Source organism: Pelagibacterium luteolum (assembly GCF_900100665.1).
Lineage (GTDB): Bacteria > Pseudomonadota > Alphaproteobacteria > Rhizobiales > Devosiaceae > Pelagibacterium > Pelagibacterium luteolum.
The window spans coordinates 40835-52923 of the sequence record NZ_FNCS01000020.1 but is presented as its reverse complement, the minus strand read 5'-3'; the positions used below and the strand labels follow the sequence as shown (position 1 = coordinate 52923).

Sequence of the window (12089 nt, the reverse complement as noted above, 5' to 3'; positions counted from 1 at the left end):
CACCCCGCCTGAGGGCTTCCGCTCGCCAGCCAAACAACTGAGAGGCCTGTATCCCGATCTCGCGCGCCAGGGCCGAAACGTTCGTCCCCGGTTCAAAGCTCCGCGCCACTACCTCTGCCTTGAACGCATCAGACCATCGACGCCGTCGTGCCATCGGTGCGCCTTCCAGCCGATCAGGCACCGCCTCGATCAGATGGAAACTTCTATCCCCAGGCATAGTCGCAGACATAGAACATGACACCCATCACAAACTCTCAGGTGCCAATAGCGCCCCAGGAAAGACGGCAACAGACGGGGTGACCTTCGCGCTTACGGAGAAGTTGGGGGGAACGCGGTTCATCTAACTGACCCAGACGACCCCCTCACCCGGCTCTATCCCCAAGGGAGAGGGATTCAGGCGGGGTGTTTGGGGCGTTTTGTCGGGAACGTCAGTTCAGAAGAGCCAGGGAGAGATTTAGGATGGTGGCGAAGCTTACCCAGGCGGCGTAGGGGATGAACAGCAGCGCTGATAGGCGGTCGCGGGGCCAGCGGTTTACGATGAAGGCGAGGATGGTGGCCAGCATGGGGATGATTACGGCCAACGCGAGCCAGAGGTTTTCGGCGCCGAAGAAGGTTGGTGACCAGGCCCAGTTGAGGAGCATCTGGGCGATCCAGAGGCCCATGGCGGCGGAAAAGCCCTCCGTCATGACCGTGCGCCAGCCGGCAATCGCGATCATCACGTAGAGCGTGAACCAGACGGGGCCGAAGACCCAGTTGGGCGGATTGAAGGGCGGCTTTTCGAGGCCGGCATACCAAAGGCCGGGGGCCGTCTGGGTGCCGATGAGTGCACCGATGCCGACCACCGCCACAATGAAGGCGGCGAGGATGGCGAGGGCGCGGGGGTTTTTGAGGTTGTTGACTGTGATTGTGCTCATGATGAGCTTTAAACGATGCGGGATCGCGTTTGGTTCAGGCGTTGCAATCGCGCTCGAAATCGAGGGCATGGCTGCCTGTTCTGCCGTCGCCGTCCTGGTAGTTGATCAGGACGCCGCTTTCGTTGGGCGTCCAGACGAGATCGATATTGATAAAGACAGGCTCGATGGCCTCGATGTCGATGCCGCAGCGGATTTGGCGCGCGGCGAGATCGGGGCCGGGGACTTCGATGACCGCCTGATGGGTGCATCCGCCGGGCTCGCAGGTCTCAACGAGGTAGAGGTCGATCTGGCCGGATGGTGATGTGAAGGCGTGGCGGGCATCACCGGTGGTGTCGGCAGCGAAGAACAGCGCCCCGAGGACGGCCAACATGGCCAATGCCAGAAACACGGCGGAGCCCAGGATGATCGCAATCCACCGCCGCTTCATCGCCTACCCCCGTCGGAATGCGGCGCAGAAGAATCCGTCAGTGTCGGTCGCCGCTGGGGTCAGGGTAACCGTATTGCCGTTTCGGCTCAAAGGTTTTGGTGCGTCGGGGAACAGGGAGTCCCAGCGCTGCGTCAAAGAGACGAGTTCGAATTGGGGATGGCGGGCCAGGAAGGCATCGACCTGATCGTCGTTTTCTTCCGGCAGGATGGAGCAGGTTATGTAGATCAACTCGCCACCGGGTTTGACGAATGTTGTGGCGCGATCGAGGACCTCGATTTGCTCGGCGATGCGGGTTTCGAGCTGGGCGGGGGTGAGCTTCCATTTGGTATCGGGACGGCGGCGCCAGGTGCCCGTGCCCGTGCAGGGTGCGTCGACGACGACGCGGTCCATGCGGGCAGTGAGATCGTCGAGCGCGTTGGGATCGGGGTTGCGAACCTGGACGTTGCGGGCGCCGTTGCGCTTAAGGCGCTCGTGGATGGGCGCAAGGCGGGTGCGGTCTGTGTCGAAGGCGAATATCTGGCCGGTGTTGGCCATGGCAGAGGCCAGGGCGAGGGACTTGCCCCCTGCCCCGGCGCAGAGATCGAGCACCTGTTCGCCCGGCTTGGCGCCGGCCAGGAGCGAGACGATCTGGCTGCCCTGATCCTGAATTTCGAACTTACCCTTTTGGTACGCCTCATCCGCCTGAACATTGGCGGTGCGGGCATCGGCGGGGCCAGAAGGGATACGAAGACCGTCGGGGGAGATGGCGGTCTCTTGCGGGGTGAAACGGGCGAGCGATTTTGCGACGCGCACGCGGTCGGATTTGAGGCGATTGGCGCGCATGTCGAGGGGGGGACGGCCTGTCATGCCCCTGCCCTGCTCGACCCAGCCTTCGCCGAAATTGCGTTCGAGCGATGGGGCGAGCCATTCCGGAATATCGGCCCTGATGTGGTCGGGCGCGTCGGAAAAAGCTGAATCGGAAGAAAGGTTTGCCGCTTCGGCTTCGGAAATTGATTCCGGGCCAAACTTGTCGGCGCTGAAGTCCTGATTCAAGGCGTTAATGTCTTGATTCCACTCGCTGACGACGACCGAGAGGACGAGCGCACGGGGCGTATCCTCGCCCATGCGGTGGGCGTGGGAAGCACGTTTGCGCAGGGCGTCGTAGACAAGGTTGCCAATGGCGGCGCGGTCGCCGGAGCCGGCGAAGCGATGGTCGAGGGCCCAGCCCTTGAGCGCTTCTGAGGCGGGACGCTTACGCTGGTCCATATCGGCGATGATTTCAATCGCCGCAGCGATCCGTCCGGGAAGGCGCATCAAAGGGCTCCGAAAGCTAAAATGAGCCGCACGAGGATGGCGATCCAGAGTGCGATGAGGGTGAAAAAGCCAAGCACATAGGCTGTGAAGCGCTGATAGACGTGGTTGGACGTGACGTGGATGGTGGCATGCGCGATGCGCGTGCCGACGAACATCCAGGCCAGAACGGCCTCAATCCAGCCCGCCCCGAGATAGATCGCCATCCCGGCGCCGATGGCGAACAGGACGGGGAGCTGGAACTGGTTGTCGAAGGCGTTGGAGGCCTTCTGCACCTCTTCCGGCCATGGGTCGCGCTTGAGCGCGATGTCGCGCACCGCGATCTTTTTTTGCGCGACCAATGGCAGGCGCCGCCGTCCGAGGATGAACAGCAGCGCCATGGTGAGAACACCCTGCGCCCAGAGCGCGCAAAGGATCAGCAGGGTGGTCGAGGTCATCGGCTACTTTCCGCGGTAGTTGGGGCTTTCGCGCGTAATGGTGACGTCGTGGACGTGGCTTTCGCTGAGCGCGGCGCCCGATATCTTTACGAACGTCGCTTCGCGGCGGAAGGTTTCGAGATCCTTCGACCCGGTGTACCCCATGGCGGCACGCAGGCCACCGGCGAGCTGGTGGAGGACCGCGCCCGCCTGGCCCTTGTAGGGCACTGCGCCCTCGATGCCCTCTGGGACGAGCTTCATCTGATCGCTGACTTCCTGCTGGAAATAGCGATCGGCCGAACCGCGCGCCATGGCGCCGACCGAGCCCATGCCGCGATAGGATTTGTAGGAGCGGCCCTGATAGAGATAGACCTCGCCGGGGCTTTCGTCGGTGCCGGCCAGAAGTGAGCCGACCATGGCGACGGACGCGCCGCCGGCCAATGCCTTGGCAAGATCCCCCGAGAATTTGATGCCGCCATCGGCGATTACGGGGATGCCCTGCTTGTCGGCTTCCTCAGCGCAGCCCATGACGGCGGCGAGCTGGGGCACGCCGACGCCGGCGACGATGCGGGTGGTGCAGATCGAGCCCGGGCCAATGCCGACCTTGATCGAATCCGCCCCGGCATCGATCAGCGCCTTGGTGGCTTCGGCAGTCGCGACATTGCCGGCGACGATGCGGGTGGAATTGCTCTCACGCTTGACGCGCTCGACGGCTTCGGCAACGCGAACCGAGTGACCGTGTGCCGTGTCGATGACCAGAAGGTCGACGCCGGCCTCGATGAGCGCCATGGAGCGCTCGAAGCCCTGATCGCCGGTGGTGGACGCGGCGGCGACGCGGAGGCGACCCTGTGCGTCCTTGATAGCGGAAGGGTGAAGTTGGGCCTTTTCCATGTCCTTGACGGTGATCAGGCCGATGCAGTTCTGGTGCTCGTCCACGACCAGCAGCTTTTCGATGCGGTGCTGATGAAGGAGCTTTTTGGCTTCGTCCTGGCTGACGCCTTCGCGGACCGTGATCAACTGATCGCGGGTCATCAGGTCGGAAATCTTCTGGCGTTGATTGTTGGCGAAGCGCACGTCGCGGTTGGTGAGGATGCCGACGAGCTTGCCGTTGTTACGGCCACCGCTGCCGCCATTGGCGACGACGGGGATGCCGGAAATCTTGTAGCGATCCATGAGCGCGTAGGCGTCGGCCAGGGTCGCGTCGGGGCCGATGGTAATGGGATTGACCACCATGCCGCTCTCGAAGTGCTTGACCTGTTTGACCTGTTCGGCCTGCTGCTCGGGCGTCAGATTGCGATGGATGACGCCCATGCCGCCCGCCTGCGCCATGGCGATGGCCATGTTGGATTCGGTGACGGTATCCATGGCCGAGGACAGGATCGGCAGATTGAGCACGATATCCTTGGTGACGTAGCTCTTGATGTCGACGTCGGTCGGCAACACGTCCGAGCGTGCCGGCTGGAGCAGGACGTCATCGAAGGTGAGCGCAGCATCGCCCGTGATGGAGGAAATGATTTTTGCCAAGGCCAGACCCTTTCATGCTCTCATCCCAACAGGGATGAAAATGATTTGAGCGCTGCCGGCAAGCGGGGGAGCCCTCTTGCGGATCGACAACGCGACAATTCAACGATGTTTTTATGAGGACGCGCCGACGGCTGTGTGTCCGCCTCTTCGCCCGCATTTCCGCTTGGTCGGCGGGAAATGGGAAGAGACTCACGCCGACTGTGGGTTGGCGAGGGTGATTAACACTGGATTGGGGGTTTGGGAAGTGGTTGCGCGGATTCAGGGATTACGTCTTTCGCCGCTGGTGCTAATCTGGAGGTCTGGCTGGAGGGCTTGGATATGATTTATCTGTTCTGTCTCCTCTTGGGTCTGGTTGCGGGGTTGCGGGCGATGACCCCCGCCGCCGCGCTGAGCTGGGCCGCATTTTTGGGGTGGATCGACCTGTCGGCGACCCCATTTGCCTTTCTTGGACACCCCGTGACGCCGTGGATCCTTACGCTTCTCGCACTGGGTGAATTCGTTACCGACCAATTGCCGCAGACGCCGAGCCGGAAGGTGCCCGTTCAGTTCGGGGCGCGGCTGGTGATGGGTGCGCTGGCGGGCGGCATACTCGCCCTGCCCTCGGGCCTGTGGCTCGGTGGGGCGGTTGCCGGTGTGGTTGGCGCGGTGATCGGCACGCTGGGCGGCTACGAGGCGCGCAGGCGGCTGGTGGCGTCCAATGGGGGCAATGATCGCCCGATCGCGCTGCTCGAAGATCCAGTGGCCGTCATTCTGGCGCTGATCGTCGTGTGGCTCGCCTGATGGCGGAGCGGTTCGACGCCATCGTCGTCGGGGCCGGACAGGCGGGACCTCCGCTGGCAGCGCGGCTGGCGGGCAAAGGCATGCGTGTGGCGCTCGTCGAGCGCAAGCTGTTGGGCGGCACTTGCGTCAACACCGGATGCACGCCGACCAAGGCGATGGTGGCCAGTGCCTCTGTCGCCCATATGGCGCGGCGGGCGCGTGACTATGGGATCGTGATCGGCGGCAATGTCGGGGTGGACTTGGGAGCTGTCATCAGGCGCAAGGACGAGATCGTAGCGGCGTCGCGCAAGGGGCTGCAGGACTGGTTGGGCGGCACTGACAATCTCGATGTCATCGAGGGGCATGCGCGGTTTGTGTCCGCCAAGACGCTCCGCGTCGGCGAGCGGGAGCTTACGGCGCCGCAGATTTTCCTAAATGTGGGTGGGCGCGCGGTTATTCCGCAGTACCCCGGGGTTGAGGATATTTCGCCGCTGACCAACAGCACAATTCTGGAGCTGACCGAGACGCCACGCCACCTCGTGGTGGTGGGCGGTGGGTATATCGGGCTCGAGTTCGCGCAGATGTTTGCACGGTTCGGCAGCAAGGTGACGCTGGTCGAGCGCGGGGACCGGCTGATCAAGCGTGAGGACAAGGATGCGTCCGAGACTGTGGCGAAGATACTGGGTGATGACGGGGTGGAACTTCGGCTGAACGCCAACTGCATCGCCTTCAGCCAGACGGCGGATGGGCCAGAGGTTCGGGTCGACTGCACGGCGGGCGCGCCGTCGATTGCGTGCTCGCATGTGCTGCTGGCTGTGGGACGGCGGCCCAATACCGATGATCTGGGGCTGGACCAAGCGGGCGTTGCTACGGACGAGCGCGGGTATATCGGCACGGATGCGCAGCTGAGGACGCCGGTGGAGGGCATCTGGGCGATGGGCGATTGCAACGGGCGGGGTGCGTTCACGCACACGGCGTATAATGACTTCGAGGTCATCGCCGATGCGCTGGATGGTGGGCATCGCTCGGTCGAGGCGCGGGTCGATGCCTATGCGCTCTATACCGATCCACCGCTCGGGCGAGCCGGGATGACAATCGCCGAGGCGAAGCGCGCCGGCCACAAAATTCTCGTGGGCAAGCGCGCCATGACAAGGGTGTCGCGCGCCAAGGAAAAGGGCGAGAGCGAGGGGTATATGAAGGTGATCGTTGATGCCGACAGCGACCGGATTTTAGGCGGGGCGATTTTTGGCGTTGGTGGCGACGAGGCCGTGCATGTGCTGGTCGATGCTGTGCAGACGCGTATGACCGCGAAGGAGCTCAAGGCGATCATGCATATTCACCCGACGGTCAGCGAATTGATCCCGACGATCCTGGGTGAGTTGGAGGACGCGTGAGACCGGCCACGCAGGATGCGTGGCCGCGTGTTGGAGCGATCAGGCTTCCGCCGAGGCGGACATATCCATCCAGACGGGCTCGAAGATGTTGCCGTCGGGATCTTCGAAGGCACGGCCGTACATGAAGCCGAGGTCCTGTGGGGCGCGGATATCGGATTTGCCGCCGTTCTTGCCTGCGGTTTCCGTGATGGCGTCGACCTCCGCTTTGCTGTCCATGGACAGCGCGATCAGCGCGGCCGCCGTTGCGTGGGCATCGGCGATAGGTTTTGTGGTGAAGGTCGAGAAGTAGGCATGCTTGAGCAGCATGAAGGTTATCTCTTCGGACCACATCATGGACGACACATCGTCGTTGGAGAAATCAGCGTTCTTGGTGCAGCCGATGGCTTCGTAAAAGCGGGTGGAGGCGTCTAGATCTTTGACGGGCAAATTGATGAAGATCATCTTTGGCATTTCGGGTTCCTCTTTGGTTGGGACAGCGTCCCCGTTATGATTTTAAGACGGGTGGGACGGCTTCGGGCCGACATCTCGACGCGAATTTTTATGCGTTTATCTCGCCGTCGACGATGACTTCGGGGCTGCGAAAGCCCATTGCTGCCCAGACGCCGAAGAGTTTGGCGTAAAAGCCCGCCGTGTGCAGTGCGCCGCTGGGAATGCTGTCGTCGAGCGCAGGAAGGTCGTTGCGGTCGGCGGTCATGGTGCGGATGGTCATGGCAGGGCGGTCCGCCTCCGGCCAAAGCGCGGCATAGATGCTCATCCAGTGTCCGCCCTTGAATTCGAGAAACATCGGCGTGTTGCAGCACGTAGCGACAATGCGGCGGGTGACTGATTTGGGGGTGAGCCGAAAGGCTTTGAGGTGTTCGGCGCCCTGGGTGATGTGCGCCCTATCCTTGCGATAGAGAATAAATGGCGTGCCGCCATTGTCGGCGAGTATTGCAGGTGCCCCTGGCAGGCCACCGAGGCGTTGGGCAGCCTCGCGGCACGAATTGCAATGGCACTCGGTGGTGATGAACGGACGTCCCTGGACGTCGAGATGGACTTTGCCGCATTTGCACGCGAGTTGCGTGGTGGTCATCAACTTCCCCTTCGATGGTGTTCGATCACAGGACGATCCTGGTTCAGCCGTTCCGACAGGGTGATGCACAATTTGCCCAATGATAGTGCGTTCGACACGTGAAGGAAAAGAAAAACTGGCTCAAGTCATTGTTTTACTAGGGCTTTCTTAGGGCTGGGACGGTCTGGACGCGGTTACTCAAATTGTTGCGATGGAACGGCCTGGCGTCGAGCGGGTTACTCTGACCCCAAGCCAAGAGGAGACCACAATGGATCACACTCAACACGTTCGCCTGAACACGACAGAACTCAACGAAGCCGTGCTCAAGGATGCGACGATCTATGGCGCTGACGACCACAAGGTCGGCAAGATTTCGCACCTGCATGGCACCGGCCCTGCGGCCCAGGCGATCGTCGATGTCGGCGGATTTCTCGGGATCGGCGCAAAGCCGGTAGCGGTTCCGCTCAGCCAGCTCGAATTCATGCGCGACGAACATGGCGACGTCCATGCAGCAACGACATGGACAAAGGATGAGCTCAAGGAAATGCCTGAGCACCATCATCACTGATTTCTGCTGAAATCGGACATGAAAAAGGGGCGGGAAATTTTCCCGCCCCTTCTTTTTGGCTATTGGCCGATCAATCGAAAGTCAGGTCGCGCATCTGCGGCTTGTTTTCAGGATGGATCGGCATGTTGATGCCTTCACGCATGGCGTAGGCCAGCGGGTTGTTGTGCAGCGGCAGCAGGAAGCGATCTTCTTGAACCACGTCCCAGATGTCTGCGACAGTCTGGTCACGCACCGCGGTGTCGGTTTCCGTACCCAGGGACTCGATCATCGCGTCGAGTTCGGGATTGGAATAGCCGGTCGGGTTGTAGGTGCCGTAATTGCCGCCCTTGGTGTGGACCAGATCATTGAAGATATAGGCCGAGTCAAAGGTGGGGACGCCCCAGCTCATGATGTAGAACTCGGATTCGCCGCTGGTGATGAGCGGGGAATGCTGAGCCTGCGGACGCGAGGTGAGGTTCACTTCGATGCCGATCTGGCCGAGCATGCCAACCACAGCCTGAGCGATGGCTTCGTCATTGCCTGCGGTGTTGTTAGCCGCATCGAGCGCGATGGAGAAACCATCGGCATAGCCGGCTTCCGCCATCAGTTCATTGGCGCGGTCGATATCGACCTCGGGGCATGTGTCGTTTTCTTCGGTCCAGCCGCTCACGCGCAGGGGCGCCAGCGTACATGTCGGGACGGAATAGCCACGCATCACGACCTGACGGATGGCATCGCGGTCCACGGCAAGGTGGATCGCTTCACGCACCAGCGGATCGGCGAGCGGGTTTGCGTCGGTGATGTTGGACGAGGACAGTGGCTCTTCGCCAACCCAGTAGCCGAAGAACGACACGCGGTTTTCAGGGCCGCTTTCCACGACGATACCGTCGGTGGAGGCGAGACGCTCGACGTCCTGGAACGGCACGTCCTGAACGAAATCGACTTCGCCCGACAACAGGGCCGCCATGCGGGTGGCGTTGTCGGAAATCACGACATATTCGATCTCCGTGACCTGGGGTTCTTCGCCCCAATAGTTTTCATTGTAGGTCAGGACCGAACGCACGTCTGGATCGCGCGAGACGAGTTCGTAGGCACCGGTGCCGTTGGCATTGCGCACTGCGTAGTTTTCTTCACCAGCGGCGAAATCCTGCACTTCGACCACATCGTTTTCTTCGGACCATTCGCGGTCCATGATGAAGGTGTTGGTGAGGTTGTTGGGATAAAGCGGGCTTGGGCCGCTCATCTGTACTTCCACAGTATAGTCGTCGATGGCCGTGACGGATTCCACGTCGGCATGAAGCTGACGCATGTTGGAAATTTCCGACCGGGCGCGATCGATCGAGAACACCACGTCGTCAGCGGTAAACTCGTTGCCATTGTGGAAGGTCACGCCTTCGCGTAGCTCGAACACCCAAACGGTGTCGTCGCCTTCCTTGAGGTACCAATCGGTCGCGAGAAGCGGCAGGAACTCGCCGTCGATATCGCGGCCGATAAGGCTGTCATAGATATGGCTGTTGAAATTGTGAGTGACGCCTGAATTCTGCGAGTGCGGGTCCAGTGTCAGCGAATCAAACGAGCGGGCCCACCGAAGCGTTTCTGCATTGGCAGAGCCGATCAGTGTGGTTGTAGCCATTAGGCCCGCTGCGATCGCAACGATAGTCTTTTGCATGATGGGTATCTCCCTTATTTACGGGGAGATTTATTACACGGTCCGCCGGAGACTCATATCAATAAGTGCACGATGGCGTTTTTTCCACATTGTGGGGCGATCGGCGGGCGAGGATGTCCGCGCGCTGACGCGTTTCGTCATGCAGCTTCGCGCGCCTGTTCGCGTGTCCGCCAGTCGTCACCGAGCCATTCGCGGACGGAAATGGTGATCTCTCCTTCGGCGATGTCGATGAGGTTGTAGGCGTTGGGTTCTCCACGCAAACGGGTGGAGGTGGTCGACGCGGCCTGGGCGACGAGAATGTGCCCGGCGGCGCTTTCACGGGGGCCGACCGGCTCGGCTTCACGGATCGAGCCCGGCTGGTCGTGGCGGCGCACATAGGACATATGGAAATGTCCTGAGAGCACCAGCCGCACGCCAATGCGCGAGAAGACTTCCAGCGCCTTGTCGGCGCGGCGAACGCGGTTCTGGTGGCGGACCATCTCTTCTTCAGGATGCATCAAGGGGTGATGCGCCACGACGATCTTGACGGCATCGTCTGGCACCCCGTCGAAGCGCGCCTCCAGCCGCTGAAGCTGGCCCTTGTTGATGGCCCCATCCGACCAGTTGAGGCCACGCCAATTGGCGCGTCGCGAGGTCTTGAGGCCGGCTATGGCCACGCCGTCCTGATGCAGGAATGGCTCGAGCTCGGCGTCGATGTGGCGACGGTAATGGCCGTAAGGATTGAGAAAGCGCTTAATCAAATTGCGCTCTGGAACGTCGTGATTGCCCGGAACCCCGAGATAGGGACACGGCAGGGTGTCGAGGAACTCGCGCGCCTTGGCGAATTCCTTGGCGCTGCCGATCTGGGTGAAATCGCCCGAGACGACGACGAGATCGGGATTTTGGGTGGTAATTTCAGCTTCCATCGAGGCGACGACACCATCGTCATGGGCACCGAAATGCAGGTCAGAAAGGTGGATCAGTCTCATTAGGCAGGCAGCCTCGCTGCTTGCGGCAAATCTTCGGAGCGGTTTTCAGCCTGATCTTCGGCCAGTTCTTCCTTCACCGCCTTGATGGGGGCAAGAACGGTGAGTGCGCGGGGGTAAATCTTGAAATTCAGGGGGACCTCCACTGACTGCACCTCGCCATCAATCATGGCTTGCAGTCTCGGTTTCTTGGAACGGATCGACACGCTACGAGCTGTAGAGATATCGATTGCTTCATCGTCGCGCCAGCGTCCGGCGATCATGCCGGCGGCGAGGCGGAAGATATCGCCAGCGTTGAGGTGGCGCAGGACATAGATCGTCAAAAGCCCTGTATCGAGCTTATCGCGGTGGAAAAACCGCCCCAGGCCTTCGTCATAGGCATTGCACGCCACGGCGATCGATTGCACCCGCTCTATGCGCGTCTGGCCATCGCCGGTGGAGATTTCCAATGCGAGGCGGCGGGCGCGTGACAGGCGGCGGAAGAAGTAACGCATATAACCGATCTTGGCGCCCCAGCCCTCCCCGCGAATGCGTTCGCGGCCAGCGGCAAGTTCAGGCAGTACGCCAATGACGGCTTTGTGCAAGAAGATGGTGCCATTGACTTCCGACACGTCGATCGAAAGTGGCTCCATGGCCGCCAGCGCCGCGACGCATTCCTTGAGATCGAGAGGCAGGCCCAAATCGCGCGCCAAAAGGTTGGCGGTGCCGAGGGGCAGGATTGCAAGGCTCTTGTCGGAATCGATGACGGCGGTTGCCAATGCAGTGACCGTGCCGTCGCCACCGGCGGCGATAACCGTGTCGGCATCGCTCGCAAGAGCCTTTTCGATACGCTGATCGAGCGACAGGTCCGGATCAGCGTCGATTTCGACTTCGAGACCGTATTCCTTAAACATCGCTTCGAGATCGGGTTCGGTGACGCCGAGCGCCTGAACCGTGCCGGAATTGACGTTGAGTACGAGATGAAAGCGCCGTTGAGTCATGGCGTGTTGCGTCCTTGAAAGTCCACCCAAGGGTATGAACGCACGGGGATGGGAAAGGTTCGCGCGTAACGAATAATCGCTCGAGCCGATTGCAAGCCCGCGTTTATGGGGCGAAGATGATGACCATAACACAACAGACTCAATCCTTCCGGA

General features: G+C 61.3%; 14 protein-coding genes. 3 read left to right on the top strand and 11 right to left on the bottom strand.

Going from position 1 to position 12089, the window contains the following annotated elements; genetic code table 11:
- The 6 genes from BLR31_RS18720 to guaB form a co-directional block, all read right to left on the bottom strand.
- Positions 1–229 (bottom strand): transposase (locus BLR31_RS18720; protein ID WP_143009434.1); only part of this gene is annotated, 229 nt, incomplete at its 3' end.
- 199 nt (positions 230–428) lie between these two features.
- The gene (locus BLR31_RS18715) at positions 429–914 is read right to left on the bottom strand and encodes a TspO/MBR family protein (RefSeq protein ID WP_090599053.1); all 486 of its coding nucleotides are present in this window, start codon (positions 912–914) and stop codon (positions 429–431) included.
- 34 nt (positions 915–948) lie between these two features.
- On the bottom strand, positions 949–1341 hold the full coding sequence (locus BLR31_RS18710; RefSeq protein WP_090599050.1) for a hypothetical protein: 393 nt from the start codon (positions 1339–1341) through the stop codon (positions 949–951).
- A 3-nt stretch (positions 1342–1344) separates the two neighbouring features.
- A complete protein-coding gene (locus BLR31_RS18705) occupies positions 1345–2634 on the bottom strand; it encodes an RsmB/NOP family class I SAM-dependent RNA methyltransferase (RefSeq protein WP_176762762.1) in 1290 nt (429 codons plus the stop codon).
- Positions 2634–3068 carry an MAPEG family protein gene (locus BLR31_RS18700; protein ID WP_090599048.1) on the bottom strand — a complete coding sequence of 145 codons (435 nt, stop codon included), beginning with the start codon at positions 3066–3068 and terminating at the stop codon, positions 2634–2636. The genes BLR31_RS18705 and BLR31_RS18700 overlap by 1 nt, the downstream gene beginning before the upstream one ends.
- 3 nt (positions 3069–3071) lie before the next feature.
- Positions 3072–4571 carry an IMP dehydrogenase gene (guaB, locus tag BLR31_RS18695; RefSeq protein ID WP_090599045.1) on the bottom strand — a complete coding sequence of 500 codons (1500 nt, stop codon included), beginning with the start codon at positions 4569–4571 and terminating at the stop codon, positions 3072–3074.
- Positions 4572–4889: 318 nt separating this feature from the next.
- Here guaB and BLR31_RS18690 point away from each other — a divergent pair, with 318 nt between their 5' ends.
- Both BLR31_RS18690 and BLR31_RS18685 read left to right on the top strand, forming a co-directional pair.
- Positions 4890–5351 (top strand): DUF4126 family protein, encoded by a 462-nt coding sequence (locus BLR31_RS18690; RefSeq protein ID WP_090599043.1) that lies wholly within the window; start codon positions 4890–4892, stop codon positions 5349–5351.
- On the top strand, positions 5351–6724 hold the full coding sequence (locus BLR31_RS18685) for an FAD-containing oxidoreductase (RefSeq protein WP_090599040.1): 1374 nt from the start codon (positions 5351–5353) through the stop codon (positions 6722–6724). Before BLR31_RS18690 ends, BLR31_RS18685 begins: the two co-directional genes overlap by 1 nt.
- A 39-nt stretch (positions 6725–6763) precedes the next feature.
- On the opposite strand, the gene BLR31_RS18680 is transcribed toward BLR31_RS18685, so the two are convergent.
- Entirely contained in the window at positions 6764–7174 is a 411-nt protein-coding gene (locus BLR31_RS18680) for a VOC family protein (protein WP_090599038.1), read from the bottom strand.
- Positions 7175–7262: 88 nt separating this feature from the next.
- Positions 7263–7796, bottom strand: coding sequence for a GFA family protein (locus tag BLR31_RS18675; RefSeq protein WP_090599036.1), 534 nt, complete (start codon positions 7794–7796; stop codon positions 7263–7265).
- Positions 7797–8043: 247 nt separating this feature from the next.
- Between BLR31_RS18675 and BLR31_RS18670 the strand changes: the two genes are divergently transcribed.
- Complete coding sequence (locus BLR31_RS18670; RefSeq protein ID WP_090599059.1) at positions 8044–8343, top strand: PRC-barrel domain-containing protein; 300 nt, start codon at positions 8044–8046, stop codon at positions 8341–8343.
- A gap of 70 nt (positions 8344–8413) precedes the next feature.
- On the opposite strand, the gene BLR31_RS18665 is transcribed toward BLR31_RS18670, so the two are convergent.
- From BLR31_RS18665 to BLR31_RS18655, 3 genes are all read right to left on the bottom strand, one after another.
- Positions 8414–9991, bottom strand: coding sequence for an ABC transporter substrate-binding protein (locus tag BLR31_RS18665; protein ID WP_090599034.1), 1578 nt, complete (start codon positions 9989–9991; stop codon positions 8414–8416).
- A 137-nt stretch (positions 9992–10128) separates the two neighbouring features.
- Entirely contained in the window at positions 10129–10959 is an 831-nt protein-coding gene (locus BLR31_RS18660) for a metallophosphoesterase family protein (RefSeq protein ID WP_090599030.1), read from the bottom strand.
- Entirely contained in the window at positions 10959–11936 is a 978-nt protein-coding gene (locus BLR31_RS18655; RefSeq protein WP_090599026.1) for a diacylglycerol/lipid kinase family protein, read from the bottom strand. Before BLR31_RS18655 ends, BLR31_RS18660 begins: the two co-directional genes overlap by 1 nt.
- Positions 11937–12089 lie beyond the last annotated feature (153 nt).